Source organism: Sphingomonas alba, assembly GCF_023516555.1.
In the GTDB taxonomy this organism is placed as follows: domain Bacteria; phylum Pseudomonadota; class Alphaproteobacteria; order Sphingomonadales; family Sphingomonadaceae; genus Sphingomicrobium; species Sphingomicrobium album.
On the sequence record NZ_JAMGBD010000001.1, the window covers coordinates 1,792,242 to 1,816,342 of the forward strand.

General features: G+C 61.7%; 21 protein-coding genes. 7 read left to right on the plus strand and 14 right to left on the minus strand.

Annotated elements, in window-relative coordinates:
• Positions 1-3: 3 nt before the first annotated feature.
• Genes moaB through LZ536_RS09455 form a run of 3 tightly spaced genes read left to right on the plus strand, consistent with a single transcriptional unit; the run spans position 4 to position 2,206 of the window.
• Positions 4-540 carry a molybdenum cofactor biosynthesis protein B gene (moaB, locus tag LZ536_RS09445; protein ID WP_249848425.1) on the plus strand — a complete coding sequence of 179 codons (537 nt, stop codon included), beginning with the start codon at positions 4-6 and terminating at the stop codon, positions 538-540.
• The gene (moaC, locus tag LZ536_RS09450; protein WP_249848426.1) at positions 537-1,022 is read left to right on the plus strand and encodes a cyclic pyranopterin monophosphate synthase MoaC; all 486 of its coding nucleotides are present in this window, start codon (positions 537-539) and stop codon (positions 1,020-1,022) included. Before moaB ends, moaC begins: the two co-directional genes overlap by 4 nt.
• Positions 1,019-2,206: a molybdopterin molybdotransferase MoeA gene (locus tag LZ536_RS09455; RefSeq protein WP_249848428.1), complete on the plus strand. Its 1,188-nt coding sequence runs from the start codon at positions 1,019-1,021 to the stop codon at positions 2,204-2,206. The genes moaC and LZ536_RS09455 overlap by 4 nt, the downstream gene beginning before the upstream one ends.
• Here the strand turns inward: LZ536_RS09455 and mobA are convergent.
• Both mobA and LZ536_RS09465 read right to left on the minus strand, forming a co-directional pair.
• Complete coding sequence (gene mobA, locus LZ536_RS09460; RefSeq protein WP_249848429.1) at positions 2,203-2,784, minus strand: molybdenum cofactor guanylyltransferase; 582 nt, start codon at positions 2,782-2,784, stop codon at positions 2,203-2,205. The genes LZ536_RS09455 and mobA overlap by 4 nt on opposite strands.
• Positions 2,781-3,521, minus strand: coding sequence for a sulfite exporter TauE/SafE family protein (locus LZ536_RS09465; protein WP_249848431.1), 741 nt, complete (start codon positions 3,519-3,521; stop codon positions 2,781-2,783). Before LZ536_RS09465 ends, mobA begins: the two co-directional genes overlap by 4 nt.
• 123 nt (positions 3,522-3,644) lie before the next feature.
• On the opposite strand from LZ536_RS09465, the gene LZ536_RS09470 reads away from it, so the two are divergent.
• Complete coding sequence (locus LZ536_RS09470; protein WP_249848433.1) at positions 3,645-4,877, plus strand: alginate export family protein; 1,233 nt, start codon at positions 3,645-3,647, stop codon at positions 4,875-4,877.
• A 14-nt stretch (positions 4,878-4,891) separates the two neighbouring features.
• Here LZ536_RS09470 and LZ536_RS09475 read toward each other — a convergent pair whose 3' ends face one another.
• Positions 4,892-5,506 carry a cyclic nucleotide-binding domain-containing protein gene (locus tag LZ536_RS09475; RefSeq protein WP_249848435.1) on the minus strand — a complete coding sequence of 205 codons (615 nt, stop codon included), beginning with the start codon at positions 5,504-5,506 and terminating at the stop codon, positions 4,892-4,894.
• Between the two features lie 249 nt (positions 5,507-5,755).
• On the opposite strand from LZ536_RS09475, the gene LZ536_RS09480 reads away from it, so the two are divergent.
• Positions 5,756-6,214, plus strand: coding sequence for a hypothetical protein (locus tag LZ536_RS09480; protein WP_249848436.1), 459 nt, complete (start codon positions 5,756-5,758; stop codon positions 6,212-6,214).
• On the opposite strand, the gene LZ536_RS09485 is transcribed toward LZ536_RS09480, so the two are convergent.
• The 9 genes from LZ536_RS09485 to moaA all read right to left on the minus strand — a co-directional run bounded on the left by LZ536_RS09485 (position 6,211) and on the right by moaA (position 18,317).
• The gene (locus LZ536_RS09485) at positions 6,211-6,420 is read right to left on the minus strand and encodes a hypothetical protein (RefSeq protein WP_249848437.1); all 210 of its coding nucleotides are present in this window, start codon (positions 6,418-6,420) and stop codon (positions 6,211-6,213) included. The genes LZ536_RS09480 and LZ536_RS09485 overlap by 4 nt on opposite strands.
• Positions 6,413-6,754: a hypothetical protein gene (locus tag LZ536_RS09490; RefSeq protein ID WP_249848438.1), complete on the minus strand. Its 342-nt coding sequence runs from the start codon at positions 6,752-6,754 to the stop codon at positions 6,413-6,415. Before LZ536_RS09490 ends, LZ536_RS09485 begins: the two co-directional genes overlap by 8 nt.
• The gene (locus LZ536_RS09495) at positions 6,754-7,659 is read right to left on the minus strand and encodes a peptidylprolyl isomerase (RefSeq protein ID WP_249848439.1); all 906 of its coding nucleotides are present in this window, start codon (positions 7,657-7,659) and stop codon (positions 6,754-6,756) included. The genes LZ536_RS09490 and LZ536_RS09495 overlap by 1 nt, the downstream gene beginning before the upstream one ends.
• Positions 7,656-8,450, minus strand: coding sequence for a respiratory nitrate reductase subunit gamma (gene narI / locus LZ536_RS09500; RefSeq protein WP_249848440.1), 795 nt, complete (start codon positions 8,448-8,450; stop codon positions 7,656-7,658). Before narI ends, LZ536_RS09495 begins: the two co-directional genes overlap by 4 nt.
• On the minus strand, positions 8,447-9,145 hold the full coding sequence (gene narJ / locus LZ536_RS09505; RefSeq protein ID WP_249848441.1) for a nitrate reductase molybdenum cofactor assembly chaperone: 699 nt from the start codon (positions 9,143-9,145) through the stop codon (positions 8,447-8,449). Before narJ ends, narI begins: the two co-directional genes overlap by 4 nt.
• The gene (gene narH, locus LZ536_RS09510; RefSeq protein WP_249848447.1) at positions 9,142-10,677 is read right to left on the minus strand and encodes a nitrate reductase subunit beta; all 1,536 of its coding nucleotides are present in this window, start codon (positions 10,675-10,677) and stop codon (positions 9,142-9,144) included. The genes narJ and narH overlap by 4 nt, the downstream gene beginning before the upstream one ends.
• Positions 10,674-14,474, minus strand: a complete 3,801-nt coding sequence (locus tag LZ536_RS09515; RefSeq protein ID WP_283938400.1) for a nitrate reductase subunit alpha — start codon at positions 14,472-14,474, stop codon at positions 10,674-10,676. Before LZ536_RS09515 ends, narH begins: the two co-directional genes overlap by 4 nt.
• A gap of 11 nt (positions 14,475-14,485) precedes the next feature.
• Entirely contained in the window at positions 14,486-17,218 is a 2,733-nt protein-coding gene (locus tag LZ536_RS09520) for a nitrate/nitrite transporter (protein ID WP_249848448.1), read from the minus strand.
• A gap of 91 nt (positions 17,219-17,309) precedes the next feature.
• Positions 17,310-18,317, minus strand: a complete 1,008-nt coding sequence (moaA, locus tag LZ536_RS09525) for a GTP 3',8-cyclase MoaA (RefSeq protein WP_249848449.1) — start codon at positions 18,315-18,317, stop codon at positions 17,310-17,312.
• Between the two features lie 87 nt (positions 18,318-18,404).
• On the opposite strand from moaA, the gene hemN reads away from it, so the two are divergent.
• Positions 18,405-19,781, plus strand: coding sequence for an oxygen-independent coproporphyrinogen III oxidase (gene hemN / locus LZ536_RS09530; RefSeq protein ID WP_283938401.1), 1,377 nt, complete (start codon positions 18,405-18,407; stop codon positions 19,779-19,781).
• Positions 19,782-19,829: 48 nt separating this feature from the next.
• Here the strand turns inward: hemN and LZ536_RS09535 are convergent, their stop codons facing one another.
• Positions 19,830-22,043, minus strand: a complete 2,214-nt coding sequence (locus LZ536_RS09535) for an adenosylcobalamin-dependent ribonucleoside-diphosphate reductase (protein WP_249848451.1) — start codon at positions 22,041-22,043, stop codon at positions 19,830-19,832.
• 80 nt (positions 22,044-22,123) lie between these two features.
• Complete coding sequence (locus LZ536_RS09540) at positions 22,124-23,344, minus strand: NnrS family protein (protein ID WP_249848452.1); 1,221 nt, start codon at positions 23,342-23,344, stop codon at positions 22,124-22,126.
• 148 nt (positions 23,345-23,492) lie between these two features.
• Here LZ536_RS09540 and LZ536_RS09545 point away from each other — a divergent pair, with 148 nt between their 5' ends.
• Positions 23,493-23,912, plus strand: coding sequence for a hypothetical protein (locus tag LZ536_RS09545; protein WP_249848453.1), 420 nt, complete (start codon positions 23,493-23,495; stop codon positions 23,910-23,912).
• Positions 23,913-24,101 lie beyond the last annotated feature (189 nt).

Genomic DNA, 24,101 nt, shown 5'->3' on the forward strand with positions numbered 1-24,101 from the left:
GCTTTGGCCGGAGTTGACGAAAGCCTGACCTTTTATCCTCTGCGGATCGCGGTCCTGACGATTTCGGACTCAAGGACGGAGGAAACGGATAAGTCCGGTAACCTGCTCGCTGAGCGACTTGGCACAGCCGGTCACGAACTCGCCCGTAAGGCGATCGTTACGGATGATGTCGAAGCCATACGCACCCAGGTCCGCGCCTGGGTCGAAGACGAATCTGTCGATCTCATCATTGCGACGGGTGGTACCGGCTTCTCTCCCCGCGATGTCACGCCCGAGGCGGTGAAGCCACTTTTCCGGCGCGAAATGGACGGCTTTTCGGTGCTGTTCCACCAAGCGAGCTTCGGTACCGTCGGCTTCTCGACGCTGCAATCGCGCGCCTTTGCGGGACAGGTCGACGATACGTTCGTCTTCTGCCTTCCTGGATCAACCGGCGCCTGCCGCGACGGCTGGGACCTTGTCCTCGTGCACGAACTCGATAGCCGTTACCGCCCCTGCTCTCTGGCAGGCCAGATTCCGCGGCTGAGGCATCTTTGCGCATGAGCAAACTCACCCATCTCGACGGCGAAGGCCGCGCAAAGATGGTAGACGTCTCGGGCAAAGCGTCGACCCTGCGGACCGCAGTAGCGCACGGCACTTTGGCGTGTGAGAGCGGAACCCTCGATCAGGTACGTACCGGCGCTGCGCCGAAGGGATCGGTCGTGCGCACGGCAGAGCTTGCCGGCATCATGGCAGCCAAACGGACCGCGGAGCTGATACCGCTCTGTCACCCCTTGCCGCTGACCAAGATCGAAGTCCGGATAGATATGGATGACAGCCTGCCGGGCTTCCGGGTGGCTGCCGAAGTGCGGACCGAAGGCGTCACGGGCGTCGAGATGGAGGCGCTTACGGCGGTTTCGGTCGCCTGCCTGACCTTGTTCGACATGCTCAAGGCGATCGACCGCTCGATGGTCATCGGCGGCGTTGAGGTGGCGTCCAAGACCGGCGGCAATTCCGGCGACTGGCAGCGGTCCGGTCAGGCATGATCAGCTTCGAAGAAGCGGTTGCGCTCGTAAAAGGCGCCGCTGTTCCCCTTGGCACCGAGACCATCGGCCTTGATACGGCCGCAGGCCGCGTGCTCGCTGAGCCAATCGTCGCGCGCTTGGATTCGCCGCGTTCGGACGTGTCTGCAATGGACGGCTACGCGCTGCGTGACGCAGACCTCGACCAGCTTCCCGTGGAGCTCCATGTGGTCGGAGAGTCTTTCGCCGGACGAAGCTGGAATGGGGAATTCGGCCCGGGCGAGTGTGTGCGAATCTTCACCGGCGCACCAGTTCCAGCCGGTGCCGACCGGGTGGTCATTCAGGAAAATGTCCGGCGCGACGGAGAAGTCGCAACCATTGAGGCGCACCCTGGACATGCACGCCACATTCGGACCCAGGGCAGCGATTTCAGGCGGGGCAGCGAACTAATTTCTGCCGGACGGCTTCTTGACCCTCTCGCCGTAGTCTGCGCGGCGGCAGCCGATGTAGATTCGCTGGTGGTGCATCGAGTTCCGCGGATGCGAATCCTCAGCACGGGCGATGAGCTGGCCGAGCCCGGATCGGCCTGCAACCGGGACGACGCTATTCCCGAGAGCGTGTCCTTCGGTATCGCGGCACTGGCAAGGCAGTGGGGCGGTGAGGTTGTCGGTCGATCCCGACTCAGAGACGACCTTGAGGAAATGGAGCGTAGCGCTGCCGAAGCTTTGGTCGATACGGACTTGGTAGTCGTTACGGGTGGCGCATCCGTTGGCGAAAAAGATTTCGCGAAGACGATGTTCGGGCCTGCTGGATTGGAGCTCATATTCTCCAACGTGGCGATCAAGCCGGGGAAGCCGGTCTGGCTTGGGCGTGCAGGCAAGACCTTGGTCTTGGGGCTGCCGGGCAATCCAACTTCGGCCCTTGTAACCGGAAGGCTGCTGCTCGCGCCGCTGCTCGCCGGCCTTTGCGGACGGGAGCCGGACGAGGCGCTCAATTGGCGGAACGCCTCGCTCGCATCAGATTTGAGCGAATGCGGCCCTCGGGAAACTTTCCATCGCGGACGGTCGGTTGGGGAGCGTGTCGAGCTTCTTTCGAACCAGGATTCGAGCGCGCAAATGACGCTTGCCCAAGCCGACCTGCTCGTGCGCCAACGCGCGGCCGCGCCCGCCCTTACGACAGGCGAACCGGTCCAGGTTTTGGATTTCTAGCCAGCGAGGAGTTCCTCGGCTGTTTTCAGATCTGAGACACTATTGATGTTGAAGAAGGGATCGACCGGGTCGCTGGGCCATTCGACAGCGATAAAACCCGCCTCTTCGGCGAGCCCGTTGAGCGAGCGGCGGCCCGAGGCCAGATACTTGGGCATCAAAGCCAGTACCTCCGGTAGCCAGAGGCCGCAGACCGGGTGAAGCCTGGCGGCACTGCTGGCGATGGCGGCTCGATTTTCACCGATTGCCGCTCCCAAACGATCCGCAAGATCGTCGGGGAGAAAGGGCATGTCAGCCGGAATGGTGAGCAATGCATCTGCTCCTTGCGCATTCGCAAAGCGCAGCCCGGCGACCAGGCCGCCAAGGGGGCCTTCGATCGACGGATCGTCGAGAACGACTGGAGCCTCGCAGGTTCCGATCTGTCGTTCTTCGCGCGCGGCCACGGCTAGGTGCGCGTTTGTCTTCCTTGCATAGCTCAGCGCATGATCAAGGAGAGAAACGCCCCCCAAGAGCCGCTGTGGCTTGCTGCCGCCGATGCGGCTTCCCTCGCCACCGGCAAGGATTACGAGCGCAGGCTTCATGTGAACAACAGCTTGAATGCGGCAATGACCAAGACGATCGCCAGGCCCTGCAGCAGGCGGTGCCGTGGCAGCCGCGAGACCCCGAGCCAAGTGCCGAGAAGCGCGCCGGCGAAGACGGAAGCCACCAGGATCGGTAGCGCCGCCGGAAGATGCTGCACGCTGGCGACGTTGCCGAGCAGACCAGCCGCGGAATTGAGAAGGATGAAGGCTGCGGCGACGCCAGACGTCTTGCGCGCGTCTTCCCAGCCGAAGAGGATGATGAGTGGGCTCAGAAAAATGCCGCCACCGGTCCCGGTGAGGCCGGCGAGCAAGCCGAGTGCGGCGCCACTCGGCAGCGTAATCGCAAGCGGCGGCGCATGGGTCGGCCGGGCAACCAGCCGCTCGGGCTGCCAGAACAAACGAGCGGCCGCGCCGAGGAGGATGACGCCGACCAGCGGGCGGTAGATCTCCGGCGCAAGGTGAATGGTGCCGCCGATGTACGCGGCCGGGGCCGCCGTTACCGAAAAAGCGGCAAGCAGGCGCCAGTTCGTCTGGCCCTTCATCGCAAATCGCGTAGCGGCGAAGGTCGCGACGACCAGATTCAACGCGAGCGCCGTCGGTCGCATGGTGTCCGGCGCGACGGAGAATAGCGCCATGATGGCAAGATAGGCGGAGGCCCCGCCATGACCGACGCTCGAGTAGAGCGCGGCTGCGATCGCCATTAGCGCGGCGATCCAGAAGATTGTGCTGCCGTCCATTGCCACCCCTTCGCCGGAAACAGCTAGTTCGAGCGCTCTTGCCTGCTTTGCGCTAGATCACTTCTAGCGCTTGCGAGCCTGTCTAATTGCTGCGCGGACAACAACAAGTCAGGCAGAACGAACATGGCCAGGATCAACCAGGCAGTCCGGGTTGCGGCGGGCGCAACCGCATCACTGCTACTCGCCAGTCCGCTGTTGGCGCAGGACAAACCCAGCAGACCTGATCGGCTGGAAATCAAGCCCATCCTGGAAGCGCGGCTTCGATACGAGACGGTGGATCAGGGCGCGCTCGATGCGGATGCGGTGACCTTCAGGCTGCGCGCCGGAGCCGAAGCGAAGCTCGGCAAATTCTCGTTCCTTGCGGAGGGAGAGGGCACGCTTGCGCCCGTCAATAATTACAACGCCTTTCCCTTTCCGCTGGCAGACAATCAGCGCAGGACCCAATATGCGGTCGTATCGGACCCCGAGAACATCGAGCTCAATCGGCTCCAGCTCCAGTACAAGACGAAAGACCTTGCCTTCACGCTGGGCCGGCAGCGCATCAATCTGGACGACCAACGATGGGTCGGCGCAGTAGGTTGGCGCCAGAATGAGCAGACCTTTGATGCCATTCGCGGTGAGATGAAGCTGGGGTCAGTTTCGGCAGACATTGCCTATGCCGTCAACCAGCGGACTATCTTCGGTGGGGATGCCGGACCTCGAACCGGTATCGAAGGCAAATTCCTGTTCGCTGGTATTGGTGCCAAGCTCGGCCCCGTCCAGGGCAAGGTCTTCAGCTACCTCATTGATTATGACGAGACGTTTGCGCTGACGAACAGCAGCCAGACCTATGGGGGCTATCTCAGCACCGAGATCCCAATCGGCAAGGCAAAGGTAACGGCGCGGGCCAGCTACGCACGCCAACTGGATTATGGCGATAACCCGTTCAGCTATGCTGCCGACTATTGGGCATTGGAGGGCGGGGCGAAAGCGTCGGGATTTACAGTTTCAGGAGGCGTGGAACTGCTTGGCAGTGATCATGGCCACTCCGTGCAGACCCCCCTCGCAACGCTGCACAGGTTCAACGGGTGGGCAGACGTCTTTCTCACGACACCGCCCCTGGGGCTTCAGGATGTCTATGTCTCGATCTCCAAGGCGTTCGACGGCGTCAGGATGCTGCCTGGACTCAATGCAAACATCGCTTTCCATCAATTCGACAGCGACAAGGGGAGTGTCGATTACGGGACGGAGTGGGACGCTTCGGCCGGCTTCAAGATCGGCAAGGCCGGCATTCTCTTCAAATATGCAGACTACGACGCCCAGCAATTTGGCGTCGATACAAGGAAGTTCTGGTTTCAACTCGAATGGAGCCTCTGACCATCAGTTAGCGCTTAGTTGATATGATCGGCGCTCATTCCGTCGGCCATTTCGCTGAGTCCAGAACGGTTCAGTACTTCCACGCGGTTCTGTGCTTGGAGGCGGATGAGCCGGAGGCTGCGCAAATGCGCCAGCATCCGGCTTACGGTCTCCTTCGTGAGCCCGAGATAGTCGGCAATGTCGATGCGGGACATGGGCAGGTCGAAACAGGTCTCGGCCTTGCCGCTGGCGCGCTCGGCACGGTCGAGAAGGCCCAGAAAGAAGCTGGCCAGCCGTTCCGCGGCCGCCTTGCGGCCAAGAAGCACCATCTGCCTCTGCGCCTCGGCCAGCTCATGCGCCGCGAGGCGATAGAGCTCTCTCTCAACCTGCGGGTGATCGCTGATGAACCTGTCAAAGGCTTCGCGCGAAAACCACCAAAGCTCCGTGTCTTCCAACGCTTCGACGGTGAAAGCATATTCTTCATCGATGCTGACCCCCAAGAAGTCGCCGGGGAACATGAAGCCGGTAATCTGCCGGCGTCCGTCGGCAAGCAGCGTGTACAGTTTCAAAGCGCCATGGGTGACCATGAACACGCGCCTGGCCGGGTCGCCCTCATGAAAGACCGATTGTTCCGGCTTTAGGCGCTGCATAGTTCCCAAGGACCGCATGCCGGCAAGCGTTGGCGCGTCCAGCCCCCTGCAGATGGTGATCGGACGCACGGGACAGTCGGCGCAGGGGTGTCCCTCCGGAAGCGGTGTGAGGCTGGCGGTAGGTACGTAGGGCAAACCTTGAATTCCCGAGCGTGATCCGGGCCAGCCGAAGAATGATCTGGCTCAATGACGTAATAGCCTATCGGACCTAGCGTGCAATCTCGGGGAGTTCTTGAGGGCAGATAACGCATGCGGGATTTGACAGTCCAGCGACTGCCCTATGAGCGCCTCGGGGAGGCCTATACTCTCATCCGGACGGCGACACATGTCAGCTTTGAGCGGTGGCTGGAGTTCGGAGCGGAGCTCATCAAGGCTGGTGGCGGTGTGATCGCCGTGGTCGCGGCCGACCACTATATCCATGGGGTAGCGGCGTTTCGGCCATGGACACATCTCAGACACGATGCGGCGCTCGAAGTAGAGGCGATGGTGGCCTTCGATCTAAGGGGCAATGATCGCGTGAAGGACGTGCTCTACAAAGAACTGGAGCGGATCGGCCGCGAGCATGGATGTCGGACCATTTGTTTCAACATGGCAGCCAAAAGCGCCGATCCCGGTTCGAGAGCCCGCGCGGGTCTGGAGCGCCTTGGCCTGAAGCTTGAGACAGCTGGCTTCGTTCGCGAGCTACCGGGTGAGGATAGGCTTGACTAAATCAGGAAATACACCGCCAGCGCGACACAAACGATCGTCACCGCGAGCCAGAGGACAGGCCAGCCCTCTCCTTCATTTTCCTTCGCCGAAGCGGTCTCGATCGGCGCCGGTGTGGACTCTTTCGTCGGGTAGACGGTCTCGGTGCTGCTTTTCAGCGCAGGATTGAGGGGAGCATCCGCAGGCTCGTCGCGTCGATCGTCACTCATGGATGGTCTCCGGCAGTTCCGGCTTACTCGGCCGGTGAGAGTGATTGTGACATCCCTGAGCCATCAAGCGCCAGCGGATCATTGCCAACAGGCAAACGGTGCCCGGATCGTCAGTGTTCCTCACGCTCGAAGTGAGCGTGGCCCAATCCTCCTCGCCAGCAAAGCGGTTGAAGTCGGCAATGGCGCTCCGGACGAACTGGGTACAAGTCATCTCCGATCTGGCTGCCGCTTCGGCGATCCGGGTCGCAAGCTCGGCATCCGACCGCTCAAGCCACGCCTGGAAGCCGGACGAGGAATCTCGTGCCGCCGCAAGCATGTCGCCAAGCATGACCATCAGGCGGATCCCTGAATGGTAATGCCTTCGAGGCTGCTACGCGCAGCGAGGCTCGCAACATAGCGCGCTGCCTCGACCGACCAGCTACGGGCTTCGAGCATGTCCGCGATCCGGTCGCGTGCCATTTCGAACGGCATGGTGCGTCCACCAATGCGGCGGTGCAGCCGAAGGACGTGCCAGCCGTAACGCGACCGCACTGGTTCACGTGAGATTGTCCCGGCTTCGAGGCGTTCAAGTCCGGCCTGAATCTCGCCGACAAGCTCGCCGCGCCGGATTTGACCCAAGGACCCGTCCTGCTTGGCCGATGCGCACGCAGAATGGGTTCGGGCTGCGCTTGCGAATGCTGCCGGATCGTCGCCGATTTCGCGGGCAATGTTCCGCGCGCGCTCCAACGCCGAGCACCAGGCCTCCTCCGTTTCCGCTTCGGGCTCAATCAAGATGTGCGCGGCTTCAAACAGTTCGGCCGTGTTGAAGCGGTCGAGGTGACTCTCATAATATCGCTGGCATTCGGTTTCGGAGGGAGCGGCCGGCTCGACGTCCTTTTCCAATAGGGCGCGAATTACCGCATCCTCCTCAACCTCAATTCGGCCGGCGTCGTCGGCCATCGCTTCTGGCGCAAGGCCAATGCGACGTGCCTCCTGCAGCAGGAGTTCACGAACGGCGAGGGCCCGTGCAGCCTCGACCCAGGCAGTCTCGGCATCGGGAGCCGGGTGATGCTGGATTTCCTCCGCAATAGCCTCCGGCGTGATTTCAACGCCGTTGACCCGCACCTCGCCAAAGCTCGGCGGCGGAGGCAGCATCGGCTCAGGTCCACCGCAACCCCCACTCTCGCACGAACTCATCATCTTTGGCGCCGGCCGTTGGGCCGGGTCGCCGAGATTGATGACGTCAAGCCGCCGGCTCATGCGCCTTCCTGCCCGCTTTCCGCCTGCTGACGCAGGACGGTAGGGCCGCCATAACTCGGCGCACCGCCCGCGGGCCCGCGCGTTGGGGAGCGCGGGGCGTTCTTGGCGCGGCGAGTACGCACGATCTGGAAGCCCGGCCTCAGCAGGTACCAGACCGGCGCACTCCAGATGTGCACGAGCCGGGTGAATGGCGTGATCAGGAACAGGGTCAGGCCAAGCACGATATGGAGCTTGTAGACCAGAGCGACATCTCGAATGCGCTCGGGAGCCGCCGGGTCGAAGGTAAGCATGCCATTCGCCCACCCCATAAACTTCACCATCTCGCTGCCGTCGAGATATTTCATCGTCCAGTAGGTTGTCGCGATTCCCAGGGTCAGCTGAATCCAGATCAGCACGAGGACCAGGATGTCTCCGAACGATGAACTTTTGCGGATGCGGGGGTCGAACAATCGCCGGTGGAGCAACAGTGAGCAACCAATGTAGGCGAGCACGCCGGCAATGCCGCCGACCACGAGTGCTGCGGTCTGCTTGAAGCTATGGCTGATGCCAACCGCATCGAAGACGTTCACCGGCGTCAGCAGGCCGATGAAATGGCCCGCGAGCAGCACCAATATTCCCATGTGGAATAAGTTGGAGCCGAGAACCATCTGCCGCCGGCGCAGGAATTGGCTGGATTGGGTGCGCCAGCTGTACTGGTTGGAATCGAACCTGAGGATGCTACCGACGACCAGCACAGTGACGGCAAGGTAGGGATACCAGCCGAACGCAAGCTGGTTGATGAAAGCGGTCATGGAGCGGCCTCCTGATTGACCGGGCGGTTCGACGCCCGGATCTTTGCGACAACCCCTGTCGGGCCGCCCATTTCGTGAGCGCCGCCGATGTTGAAGGAGACGGGCGCCTCCTCCCACTCGGCGTCGATATCGGCGCCGTCTTCCGCCGGCGTATTCTGGTCGACGACGGCACGGGCGTCGGCGTCGACGCGGGCGCCGGCCAGTGCGACAAGGCAGTGGAAGATCGCCGCATAGTCGCTCCCGCGCTGGTCAAGCCGCTCAGCTAAAGCAGCGAAGACGTGGCTCGGCTGGCCGAGCATGTCACGCGCTTCGGCCGGTGCCAGACAGGAGGCGTATTCGAGGAAGACCGGGACGAAATCTGGCAGCTCGCTGCCCTCAAGGAAAAAGCCGCTCTTCAGATATTGCTCGCCAAGGTCGATCATCGCCTGGCCACGCTCGCGGCTATCGCCGTGGACATGCTCGAACAGGTGAAGCGACAACGAACGCGAACGATCGAACAATTCGCTGTAGGCCGCCTGCAGGTCAAGGAGATCTTCGTTGGCCAAACGACGGAGCAGTGGCTCGAGCCGAGTGAGATCCTTCCTGCTCAGCAGGCCGTCGTTACGGAACGCGCGATCTACTTCGGCAACGTTTGCCTGAAGATCAGGTGACGGATAGCCGAGCAGCGCAGCGAGGGCCTTGAGGGTCAGTTTCATGACGGAATGTCCATTCTGGGTTCGCGCTTCGTCCTGGCCTTGTCGGCACCGCCACCAAACAGATTGACCTTGGTCCTGCCTTGCGTGCCTTCTCGGAAGCCGAAACCGGAGGAACCCCGAAGCACGAAGGCATCCTCGTCGAGCTCGCGGCGCGCAGTCGGAATGACGTAGCGATCCTCGTAGGCAGCGAGCGCCATGATCCGGTACATCTCCTCGATGCGCGCCCGGTCGAGGCCGACGCGCTCGGGTATCGACTCGTCGATCCGGCCTTCGATGCTTTTCGCCCGCATATAGGAGCGCATCGCCAGCATCCGTTCGAGCGCGGCGGCAATGGGCTCTTCATCGCCGGCGGTCAGAAGGTTGGCGAGATAGCGCAGAGGAATGCGCAGGGAGCGGACATCCGGCATGCCGTCGCGGGCCGAAATCTTGCCGGCTTCCGCTGCCGACTGGATTGGCGACAGCGGCGGCACGTACCAGACCATCGGCAATGTGCGGTATTCGGGATGGAGCGGGAAGGCGATCTTCCACTCGACCGCCATCTTGTAGACCGGCGATCGCATGGCCGCTTCCAGCCACTGGTCGGTGATGCCCTCGGCCCGTGCCGCTTCCTGAACCGCGACATCGTTAGGATCGAGGAATACGCCAAGCTGCGCCGGGTATAGATCCTTGGGATCCTCGACGGACGCCGCCTCCTCGATCCGATCAGCATCGTAAAGGACGACACCAAGATAGCGGATGCGACCGACGCAGGTTTCCGAACAGACGGTTGGCTGGCCGGTCTCGATCCGCGGGTAGCAGAAGATGCACTTCTCGGATTTCCCGGTCGCCCAATTGTAGTAGATCTTCTTGTAGGGGCAGCCGGACACACACATCCGCCAGCCGCGGCACTTCTCCTGGTCGATGAGGACTATGCCGTCCTCTGCGCGCTTGTAGATTGCGCCCGAGGGGCAGGAGGCCAGGCATGACGGGTTGAGGCAGTGCTCGCACAGCCTCGGTAAGTACATCATGAACGTCTTTTCGAACTGGCCGTAAATCTCCTTTTCGACCCCTTCGAAATTGTAGTCGTGGCTGCGCTTTTCGAACTCGCCGCCAAGCATGTCTTCCCAGTTGCCGCTCCACTCGATCTTGTTGAGCTTTTCGCCGGTCACCAGGGATCGGGGCCGGGCCGTGGGCTGAGCCTGAAGCTCCGGCGCTGACTGGAGCCATTCATATTCAAATGTGTACGGCTCGTAGAAATCGTCGATTTCCGGAAGATGCGGGTTGGCGAAGATCTTTGAGAGGATGCGCCACTTGGCGCCCTGCCGCGGTACAATCTTCCCGTTCTTCTTGCGGATCCAGCCGCCCTTCCACCGCTCTTGGTTTTCCCAGTCCTTGGGATAGCCGATGCCAGGCTTGGTCTCGACGTTGTTGAACCAGACGTATTCCATGCCTTCGCGGTTGGTCCACACGTTCTTGCAGGTGATCGAGCAGGTGTGGCAGCCGATGCACTTGTCGAGGTTGAGGACCATCGCGATCTGAGCCCGAACCTTCATTGCGCCACCTCCTTTCCGGAGGCCGCGGCACCTCTGACGCCCGTCCCCCAGTCAGCCGTGCCGCCCTCGACGTTGGCGGAATCATCGGCCGCCTTGTCGAACCAGTTCACCTCGCTCATCTTGCGGACAATTACGAACTCGTCGCGGTTGGCGCCGACGGTTCCGTAGTAATTGAAGCCGTAGGCGAGCTGCACATAACCGCCGATCATGTGCGTCGGCTTCATGTTGATGCGGGTGACGCTGTTGTGGATGCCGCCGCGCTGGCCGGTGATTTCCGAGCCGACAGTGTTCACCAGCTTTTCTTGCGCATGGTACATGATCGCCGAGCCGGGCATGATCCGCTGGGACACAATTGCCCGGGCTGTCAGCGCGCCGTTGACGTTGAATACTTCGATCCAGTCGTTGTCGACGATCCCCGCAACCTTGGCGTCGTCCTCGCTGATCCACACCGTCGGCCCGCCGCGACTGAGGCTGAGCATGATCAGGTTCTCAGTGTAGGTCGAATGGATGCCCCACTTCTGGTGCGGGGTCAGAATGTTCAGCAGAATCTCCGTGTTGCCGTTCGGAAGCTTGCCGAGCACCTGGCGAACGGTCTTCGTGTCGATCGGCGGCCGCCAGGTGACAAAGCCCTCACCGAACGCGCGCATCCACTGGTGGTCCTGATAAAGTTGCTGCCGGCCGGTCAGCGTCCGCCACGGAATGAGTTCATGGACGTTCGTGTAGCCGGCATTGTAGCAGACGTGTTCGCTTTCCAGACCTGACCAGGTCGGCGATGAGATGATCTTGCGGGGCTGCGCGGCGACGTCGCGGAAGCGGATTTTCTCCTCCTCCTTGCCCTCGGCGAGGTGGCCGTGATCGCGACCGGTGATCTTGCCGAGCGCTTCCCATGCCTTGACCGCGACCTCGCCGTTCGTTTCCGGCGCGAGCATCAGGATCGTCTCACAAGCATCGATATCGCTATCAACCTTGGGCCGCCCCTCGGTCGGGCCGTCTAGCACGCGACCGTTGAGGTCGCCGAGCAGCTCGACCTCGCGCGTGGTGTCCCAGCCGATCCCCTTGCCGCCGTTGCCCAGTCTTTCCAGCAGCGGACCCAATGACGTGAACCGAGCGTAGGTCTCGGGATAGTTGCGCTCGACGAGCGCGATCGACGACATGGTCTTGCCCGGGACCGGCTCGCATTCGCCTTTCAGCCAGTCCTTCGGTTCATAGGGCTGCGCGAGCTCGCCAGGAGTGTCGTGCTGGATCGGTGTCATGACCACATCGTGCTCGACGCCCAGCACCTCGGGAGCGACGTCGGAGAATTTCTTGGCGATCGCGCGGAAGATGTTCCAATCGCTCTTGGTTTCCCAGGCCGGATCAACCGCCGCCGACAAGGGGTGGATGAACGGGTGCATGTCCGACGTGTTGAGGTCGTGCTTCTCGTACCAGGTGGCCGTCGGCAGCACGATGTCAGAGTAGATGCTGGTCGTCGACATGCGGAAGTCGATGTTGACCATGAGGTCGAGTTTCCCGACCGGCGCCTCGTCGCGCCAGACAACGTCCTTGGGTCGATCAAGGCCGGCATCCTCATCGTCAGTGCCGATGACCCCATGCATCGAGCCGACAAGATGCTTGAGAAAGTATTCGTGGCCCTTGCCGCTGGCTCCGAGAACGTTGGAGCGCCAGAAGAACATGTTCCGCGGCCAGTTAATCGGGTTGTCGGGGTCGAGGCAGGCGGGCTTCAGCTCGCCTGATTTAAGTCCTTCGACCACCGTCGCCGACGCATCTCCGCCAGCTTCCCGGATCTTCCGACCAAGCTCGATCGGATTCGTGTCGAACTGAGGCGCGGACGGCAGCCACCCCATCCGCTCGGCCTTGACGTTGTAATCGATAAGGCTGCCCGACCAGTCTCCTTCCGGCGCCAAGGGCGAAAGGATTTCGGACATGCGGAGCGACTCATAACGCCACTGATCGGTATGGGCGTAGAAGAAGCTCGTTCCATTCATCTGCCTTGGCGGTCGCGACCAGTCGAGGCCGAATGCCAGCGGCAGCCACCCCGTCTGCGGCCGAAGCTTTTCCTGGCCGACATAGTGTGACCAGCCGCCGCCCGACTGGCCGATGCAGCCGCACATGACGAGCAGCGCGATGATCCCGCGATAGCTCATGTCCATGTGGTACCAATGGTTCAGACCCGCACCGAGGATGACCATTGAGCGGCCCTTGGTGATCTCGGCATTGGCGGCAAATTCACGCGCAACCTGAATAATCGCCTCCCGCGGTACGCCGGTGACCTTCTCGGCCCAGGCGGGGGTGAACGGCGTATCGTCGTCAAAGCCGGACGCGACGTTACTTCCGCCGAAGCCGCGATCGACGCCGTAATTTGCGCAGAAGAGGTCGAAGACCGTCGCCACCGCACAGCTGCTGCCGTCGGCGAGCTTGACCTGCTTCACCGGTATGTTGCGAAGCAGGACTTCGCTGTGGTCGGTCGCGACGAAATCGTGCGGCGCATCACTTCCGAAGTAAGGGAATGCAACGGGGACGATCTCGTCATGGTCACCGGCGAGAGTAGTGCGAAGCCGTACATCCTTGCCTTTCCCGTCCTTCTCCTCGAGATTCCATTTGCCCTGCTTGTCCCACCGGTGTCCGGCCGAGCCCGCGGGCGCGACAAATTTCCCGCTGCCTTCGTCGATGGCGACCATCTTCCAGTCGACATTCTCTTTTTCGCCGAGCGCGCCCTTGATGTCGGCGGCGCGAAGCATTCGGTCGGGAACCAGGGTTCCGTCCTTGTCGACAAGCTTCACCAGCAGCGGGAAGTCGGAATATTTGCGCGTGTAATCGGCGAAATATTCAGCCTGCCGCTCGACGTAGAATTCCTTGAGAACAACGTGCCCCAAGGCCATCGCCAGGGCGGCGTCGGTCCCCTGTTTCGGATGCAGCCACATGTCGGAGAATTTAGCCGCTTCGTTGAAATCCGGCGCGATGACGACGCTCTTGGCGCCGCGATAGCGAACTTCCGAATAGAAATGCGCGTCGGGCGCGCGGGTCATCGGGATGTTCGAACCCCAGACGAGCAGGAAGCCGGCGTTGTACCAATCGGCGCTTTCGGGAACGTCGGTTTGCTCGCCCCAGGTCTGCGGCGACGACGGCGGTAGGTCGCAATACCAGTCGTAGAAGCTCAGCAGGTTGCCGCCGATCAGCGACAGGTAGCGGCTGCCGGCCGCATAAGAGATCATCGACATGGCGGGGATGGGCGAGAAGCCGGCAATGCGGTCAGGGCCATATTCTTTGATCGTGTAGGCGTTTGCGGCCGCGATGATCTCGGTGACCTCGTCCCAGCCAACGCGGACGAAGCCGCCGCGCCCGCGCTTCGCAACCCAGTCCCGGCGCTTGTCCGTGTCTTGGACGATCGACTTCCAGGCGGCGACCGGAGTCATGGTCTTGCGCGCTTGACGCCAGTGGCGAACGAGTCGCGCACGTACGAGCGGATATTTGATGCGGGTCCCGGAGTAGAGATACCAGCTGTAGCTTGCTCCACGCGGGCAACCGCGGGGCTCATGATTGGGAAGATCGGGCCGGGTGCGCGGATAGTCGGTTTGCTGGGTTTCCCAGGTGACGATGCCGCCCTTCACGTAGATTTTCCACGAACAGGAACCGGTGCAATTCACGCCATGGGTGGAGCGGACGATCTTATCCGCGGCCCAGCGCTTCCGATACGCGTCCTCCCAATCCCGCGCTTCGTTCGTCGTGATTCCGTGACCGTCGGAAAACTTCTCCTGGGTACGCCGAAAGTAGGTGAGGCGATCGAGAAAATGACTCATCTATTCATCCTTCAGGCGGGCACGGTGGATGGCGGGGTAGAAGACAATTTGCGCTCGAGGTCGCGCAACACGCCGCGCGGGCCGCTGTACGCGAACCAGGTCAGGGCGGCGCAGCTGACGTAGAAGAAGAGGAAGCCCCAGAGCGCGACATTGGCTGTACCGGTCAGCTGGATGGACGAACCATAGGCCTTCGGGATGTAAAAGGCGCCATAAGCAGCGATTGCGGAGATGAAGCCGATCACGGCCGCGGATTCACGCTCCGCCTGCATGCGTCGGTCGGCTTCCGGAAGCGCGGCTTCGGTGCGATCGATTTCACGGCGCATGATGCCGGGCACCATCTGGAAGGTTGACGCGTTGCCGACCCCGCTCGCGACGAACAACAGCAGGACCATCGCGAAGAAGCCGCCGAAGCTCTGCGCATCAAGGAACCAGATCATACCGAGGATCGCGGCGATCTGAACGGTGAACACCCAGAAGCTGACGCGGGCGCCGCCGTAACGGTCCGATACCCATCCGGTCGCCGCGCGTGAGATCGCGCCCAAGAGAGGGCCGACAAACGCATATTTGAGTGCGTTGACCTCAGGGAAGACCAGCTTGGCCAGCAACGGGAAGCCGGCTGACATGCCGATGAAGGTGCCGAAGGTGCCTGTGTAGAGCCAGCACATCAGCCAAGTGTGCAGACGTCCGAAGATGGTCGCCTGGTCGGCGAACGATGACTTGGCGCTCAGAATGTCATTCATGCCAAACCATGCGACGATCGCGCCGACCATGATCAGCGGGACCCAAATGAAGCCGGCGTTCTGCATCCAAAGCTGGGTGCCGTCCGAGGCTACCTGCCCATGGCCACCGAGGAAGCCGAACAGGCTCATCGTGACGACGAGTGGAACGAGGAACTGCATGAGGCTAACGCCTAGGTTGCCGAGTCCAGCGTTGAGCGCGAGCGCATTGCCCTTCTCCTTCTTCGGGAAGAAGAAGCTGATGTTCGCCATCGACGATGCGAAGTTGCCACCGCCGAGCCCGCAGAGGAGGGCGAGCACGAGGAAGATCAGGTAGGGGGTGTCAGGCGACTGAACCGCGTAACCGATCCCGAATGCCGGAATCAGCAACGACCCGGTCGACAGGGTCGTCCATAGACGGCCGCCGAAAATTGGGACCAGGAAGGCGTAGAAGATACGAAGCGTCGCTCCGGAAAGCCCCGGCAGTGCAGCTAGCCAGAATAGCTGGTCGGTGGTGAAATCGAAGCCAATCGCGGGCAGGCGAGCGACGACGACGCTCCACACCATCCAGACGGCGAAGGACAGCATCAGGCAGTAAGTCGAGATCCAGAGGTTGCGACGGGCCACGGCGCGACCGCCACTCCGCCAGAACTCCTCATCCTCGGGCCGCCAATCTGCAATCGGGCCAGCGCGGCGCGCCGGTATTTCGATGTCCGGCTCTCCAAGGCCGCGCATTTCGGGCAGTTCCGGGACTTGGCCCGCGCGTCCTGCGCGTATTGCCGACCGCTCCATTTGCCGGATGGCAAAGTGCATCCACGCGAGTGCGACCGATACTAGGACGAACAGAAGCACGAAGCAGCTCGTCCAGACGCCAGTCAGGTCGTTGAGCGCGCCGAATGCGAGCGGCAGAACAAAGCCGCCGAGGCCGCCGACCATGCCGACGAGGCCGCCGACCGCGCCAACGTGGTTGGGATAATAGACGGGGATATGCTTGAACACCGCAGCCTTGCCGAGGCTCATGAAGAAGCCCAGCACGAAGATGGTGACCAGGAACGGCACCAAGCCCATCTCGGTGCGGAAGGTGATTGGGCCGCGGACTCCGTCGATGATGTAGGTCGTCGGCGGATAGGAAAGCATGAAGGTGGTCAGCACCGAAATGCCGAAGGTCACGTACAGCACCGACCGAGCCCCATACCGATCGGCAAGCTTGCCTCCGTAGATGCGGAACAGGCTGGCCGGCACCGAGTAAAAGGCCGCGAGCATGCCGGCGGTTTTCACGTCGAGATGATAGACGCCCATGAGGTAGCGGGGCAGCCACAACGCCAAGGCTACGAAGGCGCCGAAGACAAAGAAATAATAGAGCGCAAACCGCCAGACCTGCAGGTTCCTAAGGACGGCCAGCTGGCTGCTCATTGCAGCCGCCTTGCTGCCTGACTTGGCCCGCTCGACCTGCTCGGGATCTTCTTTCGTGAAAGCGAGGAAGAGCACGGACGTAACGATCAAGGCTGCCGCCCAGACCTGGGCCACGGCCTGCCAGCCCATTGCGACCATGACGAAGGGCGCAAGGAATTTGGTCACGGCGGCGCCGACGTTTCCCGCTCCGAAGATACCGAGCGCCAGCCCCTGTTTCTCCTTCGGGAAGAATTTCGAAACGTAGCTGACTCCGACGGAAAAACCGCCGCCGGCAATGCCTACGCCAAGCGCTGCAACCAGCAGCTCGCCATAGGTGTCGGCGTAGGAAGTCAGGAAGGTCGCGATTGCGGCGGCGATCATGACGCCGGCAAAGACTCGGCGGCCTCCAAACTGATCGGCCCAGATGCCGAGGATGACGCGCGTCAGGGAGCCGGTGAGGATCGGGGTTCCAACCAGCAGGCCGAATTCGGTCTCGGACAGGCCGAGCCGCTCCTTCACGCCGATGCCGATGATCGAAAAGATCGTCCAAACCGCAAAGCAGACCGTAAAGGCGATCGTGCTCGACCAGAGCGCCCGGCTGGCACCTGGAGCTGGCTGACCGCTCCCTCTAATCATCGCGCTTCTCCTGCAAACCGAATCTGGTTGCAGCTTGCCTCTGGCAAGAATGAGCAGGGCGGCGATTGATCAGAATCATTTGCTGGCGCTCTCAGCCTCCCGTTACGCTCATGTGGCGGTCAACAGCCGGCGAACCGCCAATGTGAAAGTCATGTCTCCGGGGCTTTCCTGCCAGCAGCTGGTCAAGAAGCGCATCCACGGCCGCGGCATCACCCGAGCGAAGCGCGTCCCGGAGCTCAACCTTCTGGTCGTGACCGAGACAGCCATAGATCGTGCCGGTAGCGGCGATCCGGATCCGGTTGCAGCCATCGCAGAAATTGTTGGTCAGCGGCGTGATGAGGCCCAGGCGGGCGCGCAGCTCCGGGATTTCGAAGTACCGTGCGGGTCCACCGGTGCGCTTCGCCGAGGGCAGGAGGGTAAAGCGGTCCTGCAAGCCCTGCCGGACCACGTCGAGCGGCAGATAATGGCTCGTGCGATCTTCCTCGACGTCACCGAGCGGCATTGTTTCGATGAGCGTAAGCTCCATGCTCATCGCGGCGCACCAGCGCAGCATGTCCTCGATTTCGTCGTTGTTGATGCCGGCCAGGGCAACCATGTTGATCTTGACGGCGAGTCCGGCCGACAAGGCTGCGTCGATCCCGCGCAGTACCTGGTTCAGGTTCCCGCCGCGCGTGATGTGGGCGAACCTGTCAGCACTTCGGCTGTCGAGACTGACATTGATGCGCCGAACGCCGGCATCGTGAAGTTCGCCGGCGAATTTTTCGAGCCGGGTGCCATTGGTTGTCATCACCAACTCGTCGAGGCCGTGGCCAATGCGATGCCCAAGCGTGCGCACAAGCTCCATCACGTTTTTGCGGACCAGGGGCTCGCCTCCGGTCAGGCGGATCTTGCGAACTCCGCGAGCAATGAGGATGTCGGCGAGCGCGGCCATCTCCTCGAGCGTGAGGATTTCGCGCCTCGGCAGGAACTGCATGTGCTCCGCCATGCAATAGCGGCACCGAAGGTCGCATCGATCTGTGACGGAGAGGCGAACATAAGTAATGTGGCGGCCAAAGCCGTCGACCAGCTTTGTAGTGGACTCTGCTGTGAGACTGTTCACGGCCTGCCCTCGCTCCGGTTCATCATGCTTCGCGACTAGAACCGAATCGCAATGCTCTAGTGACTTGGATCAACTTGTCTCTAGGGGATGACCGCTACCCACTATGGGGTGACGGAGACACTCGATCCCGGGTTGCTGGCCCGCTATGGGAACGCCAACTTGCCGCGTTACACCAGCTATCCGACGGCGCCTCATTTCACTCCCGCCGTCAGCGAGTCTCAGTATCGGAATTGGCTTGCAGAAATGCCGCCATCCAGCGGTTCGCTCTATCTGCACGTCCCGTTCTGCAAGGCGATGTGCTGGTACTGCGGCTGTCACACCACGGTTGCCAGCCGTGATGGGCCAATCTCGCGTTATCTTGACCATCTGACAGCCGAAATCGATCTCGTCGCAGGGCAGCTTTCAGGGGACCTGACGGTTAGGCACGTGCATTTCGGCGGCGGCACCCCAACGCTGATGCCGCCAGCACGGATGCGCCTGCTCATGGCGCAGCTTCGAACCCGATTCTGTATTGTCGAGGATGCCGAGATTGCGATCGAAATCGACCCCCGGACGCTTCGTCACGAGATGGCAAAGATGCTGGGCGAATGCGGATTCAATCGCGCCAGCCTGGGCGTCCAAAGCTTCGATCATGACGTGCAAAAAGCGATCAACCGGGTCCAGAGTTTTGAGGAAACCGCAAAGGCTGTGCGATCGCTCCGGGAGGCTGGGCTACGGGCTATCAACTTCGATCTAATCTATGGACTACCGGGCCAGACGCTAAATTCCTGTTTGGAAACAGTCAGGCTCGCCTTAAAACTGTGCCCGGAACGATTAGCCGTATTTGGCTATGCGCATGTGCCGTCGTTCAAGCCGCACCAGCGCAAGATCGACGAACGAACCCTCCCTGACTCCGAGCTACGATTTGCCCAGTCACGAGCAATTGCGGACGCGCTCTTGCAGGCAGGCTATGTAGAGATCGGGCTGGATCACTATGCCCTTCCCGACGACCCGCTTTCGCGGGCTGCGGCTTCGGGGCGTCTCCACCGCAATTTCCAGGGCTACACGACCGACGCAGCCGACGTCCTTCTCGGCTTCGGCGCGTCGGCAATTGGCCGGCTGCCGCAAGGGTACGTCCAGAACGAGTCGCGGAGCCCCTCCTATCAAAAGGCGGTCGGCGCAGGCCGCCTCCCGATTGCACGCGGATATGGCTTCCATGACGACGATCGCTTGCGCGGCGCAATCATCGAGCGGTTGATGTGCGACTATCGGGTGGATATCGCTAGCATCTGCAGTAGCTTCGCGTCGGAACCCGCTGGATTACTGGCTGGACCGGCGCTGGCGGAAATCGCCAGCGCCGGCCTGATCGAACAGGATGGCTGGAAGGTCTCAGTCCTGCCACACGCTCGTCCGCTGGTGCGCTCGATCGCCGCTGTGTTCGACGCGCACCTGCATCGCGGAGGCACGCACAGCCGCGCAGTTTGACCAGCTGAACTTAGCGATCAGCCGGATCGGCAAACGGCTCCAGATCGCTCAACCGCACTTGGAATAGCCGCACTCCAGGCAATTGTTGCAACCCTCGACCTTGATGAGCGCCGAAGCACCGCATTGCGGACACTGCGGGAGCAACCTCTCGGCGGACTGGGAAACGAAGGCAGTGGCGGGTGATTGTTGCGGCACCAGCCCGCCAATGTGTCGATCGACAATATCGCCGATCGCGGCGAGCAAGGATGGCACGTATCGTCCCTGCATCCAGGCGCCGCCACGCGGGTCGAAGACAGCCTTCAGTTCCTCGGCGACGAAAGCGACATCCGACGTACGGCGGAACACGGCCGAAATCATCCGGGTCAGGCCAAGGGTCCACGAATAATGCTCCATGTTCTTGGAGTTGATGAACATCTCGAAAGGACGGCGCCGGCCATCAAGCTCGATGTCGTTGATCGTCACGTAAACGGCGTGTGCATTCTCGGGCCATTTTAGCTTGTAGGTTGTGCCATGAAGTTGGTCGGCTCTCGGCGTAAGGGATTCGTTGGCCTCGATTTTCACCTCGGACGTCTCGGCAACACTAAGGACGGATCCGGTGACCGCGTTCGGCCGATACGTCGTTAGGCCCTTGCAACCGAGATGATAGCCTTCGACGTAGATATCGGCGAACGCCTCGAAGCCGATGTCCTCGGGACAATTGACGGTCTTGGAGATGGAACTGTCGATCAATGCTTGGGCGGCAGCCTGCATCGTCAGGTGGTCAGACGGCGAAAGTGTCTGGGCGCTGACGAACAAGTCGGCAGGGGGCGGCTCGTCGCCCTTAACTTGGCGCCAGACTCGCATCGCATAGTCCTCGACCTTTTCCTCGCGCTTTGAGCCATCGGGCTGCAGGATTTTCCGAGTGTAGGAATAGGCGAAGACCGGTTCGATACCTGAGGAAATATTGCCCGCGAGGAGCGACGTCGTGCCTGTGGGTGCGATCGACGTGAGACAGCCGTTGCGAAGGCCGTGCTCGGCAATGAGGCCGAGCGTTTCCTCATCGAGCTGAGCCAGGTTCGGGCTGTCGAGCATGCAAGGATCGTAGAGCGAAAAGGGAGCCTTTTCCTTGGCAAGAAGCGCAGAGGCTCGATACGCTTCGCGCTTGATAATGCCGAGCCATTGCTGTGTGAGCTCGACGGCCTCGGCGCTGCCGTAGGTCACGCCGCAGAAGAGCAAAGCGTCGGCAAGCCCGGTGATGCCGAGGCCTATGCGGCGCTTGGCCTTGGCCTCTTCCTCCTGCTCGGGCAGCGGATATCGCGAAATGTCGATGACGTTGTCGAGGAGCCGCACCGCCGTGCGCGTGACTGAAGCGAGCTCGCTCTCGTTCAATGTACCGCTGTCGAAGGGATGCTCGACCAAGCTTGCAAGGTTGATCGAACCGAGGAGGCAGGCGCCATAGGGCGGGAGCATCTGTTCGCCGCAAGGGTTGCTGGCGCTGATCGTCTCGCAAAAGGCCAAGTTATTCGCGGCGTTGACGCGGTCGACGAAGATGACGCCGGGTTCGGCGACATCGTAGGTAGCGTGCATGAGCCGTTCCCATAGGTCACGCGCGCGCACCGTCCGGATCGTCTTGCCATCGAACAGCAGCGGCCAATCGTTGTCGGCCCCTAGCGCCGCCATGAAGGCGTCCGTGACCAGTACCGAAAGATTGAAATTCCGGAATCGGGCAGGATCCCGCTTCGCGTCGATGAACGCCTCGATATCAGGGTGGTCGATCCGGAGGCAGCCCATCATCGCGCCTCGGCGTTGTCCGGCGGAATGCACCGTCCTGCACATCGAGTCCCAGCAGTCCATGAAGCTGAGCGGGCCCGAGGCATCGGCTCCGACCCCTTTTACTGGGCTGCCCAACTGCCGAATCGTGGAAAAATCCATCCCGACGCCGCCGCCTTGCTGCATTGTGACCGCGGCTTGCTTCAAATGGTCGAAAATTCCTTCCAGGCTGTCCGGGATGGTGCCCATGACGAAGCAATTGAATAGGGTGACGTTGCGGTCCGTGCCGGCTCCGGCCAGGACGCGACCGGCAGGAATGAAACGCATCTCGGCGATCGCGTCGCGAAAGCGACCGTACCAGTCTCCGCGAAGCTCGGGTGCCTCAGCGTCGGCAACTGCCCGCGCTACGCGTTCGGCAGTCTCCGAGAAGGACTGATCGCCGGAACCATCATCCGTTTTGAAGCGATATTTCTTAGTCCAGATTTCTTCGGCAAGCGCCACTTCGAATGACATCGGTCCCCTCCCTTTTCTCCAATTGGGAGAGTGGCAGGCAGGATGGGACCTAGCCTTGATCTAACGCAATTCGCGCGGGCCTAGAGCTTGCCGTCGATACGCGGGCCAAGCAGCACCGGGGCATAAGCACCAAGGAAGCACAGGAGGGCAGCGATCCACGCCGTTCCAGCCACTTCAATTCCAAGCCGATATTCGAGGAGCCCAAGCGGCGCCGTGATCCGGAGAAGCGCTCCCAGTGTCACCAGCAGGTAAGCGAGCTGGGTCATTGCGCTGGCACGGAGCTCACGACCCGTATGGCCGAGCGAGGCGCGGCTCATGACGGCGAGGATCATGGTCGACATCGCCCCGGCGGTGAGCGCGTGAATGGCTGCGGATCTAGGGATCGGCGCACCCAGATCGACGGCCGCCAGCAGGCCAAGTCCGATGGGAATCCAAAGATATCCGACGTGAAGGATGAGGACGAGCGGATCGGCAAATGTCTTCCACCCCTTCCAGCGCGCGAGCCGAACTGCCTGACCGGCGGCGGCCGCGGCGAACAGGATACCCGTAAGCCAGCCGGACGGCGCCGTGATCCAGGCCAGGAACGCCAACGCAGTGGAGACGATGACCGCCGTGTCGAACCGGCCTGGCTGCGTCGGGAGGCCGTCACTCAAACCCTGCTTTGCAAGCCAATTGCGCGTGAAGGACGGGATGATACGGCCACCGATCAGCGAAATGAGGATCGTGACCAGCGCGACGGCGCATTTCCATCCGAGATCCGGGTCCGCCAGCCGTCCCGCTGCTGCCAGGTGGTCGACGGCGTTCGCCAGGCCGAACAGGAAGATGAGGCCGACAACCGGAAAGTTCCGGTTATTTGCTTCAAGCACCTCGCGGCCTGCCAGCCCGGCCAGGACCATGAAGAATCCCACGTCGATGCCGGCGGCGGCTAAGGGCCCGATTTCAGCCGAGAAAAGAACGGCAAGCCGCCCGGCGAGCCAAAGCAGGAACAATGCAGCTAGCGGATAGCCAGCGATCGGCAGGCGGCCCGTCCAGTTCGGGACTGCCGTCAGCAGGAAGCCGGCGATGATCGCGCCGACAAAGCCAAACAGCATTTCGTGCCTGTGCCATGCGAGCGGGTCGAAGCTGGACGGAAGCGAGGCACCAGAGCCGAGCGAGTGTAGCCAAATCAGGAGGGCGATGACCGCCCAGGCAGTGCCACCGAAGAAGAACGGCCGAAAGCCGCCCCGCAGGAACGGCGGCGCGGCTGCCATCCTCGCGTAGCGCAACGCCAGCATCCGTTCGCCTCGGGTTTTGGGTTCCATCTCGTTCTTTCATCGCCGGGCGCCAGACCGGTGCGGCGCCATAAGGTCATTTCATCAATTGCCCGCCGGAAGCCCGACCGATTTGATCCATGTCAAACTGGGTTGCCGTGCAATTCCTACGGTGGGGTCATTCGCAGGGAGAAGGTGCATGACCCGCCGCATCGATCAGGGACAAATGCTCAAGCAGGCCGACATTGTGGCAAGCCCGCCCTTGCTTGCCTGCGTCGATCAGAGCTTTGAGATGCCAACAGCAATTTTCGCGACGATGGGCACGCTGTTCTTCGGCTTTCTCGCGGTGATGACAATTGGCTTTGCCAACCCGAATCTGGCCGTACCGATGGCGGTCAACTTCGCCTTCCTGACGGCGTTCTTCGGGATACCTGTGCTTTTCGTGCGTATTCCGCAGGGAGGTTCGCGGGCACTCGGCTGGTCGCGTTTCATGAGACAGGGCATCCAAACGGCGACTGGTCACAGCTCGGGCACCGAGGCTGCGGTCCTGACCCTGCTTTTGCCTCTGCTAATCTTCCTTTGGGCGGTCGCGATCACGATCATCGCTGCTCTGATTTAGGCTGCATATGCAACTCTTCGATGGGTCCGGCGCGTACTACAGGATGCGCGCAAAGGAGGATCGGAGGTTGGCGTCGAGGGCACCCAATGCGACAGCGCGTCAGGTCCACCTGAAACTTGCAGTCAAATACGATGCGCTCGCCGATCTTGTTCAAGGCGAGGGTAATTCAGGCGACTCGGAGTAATTCAC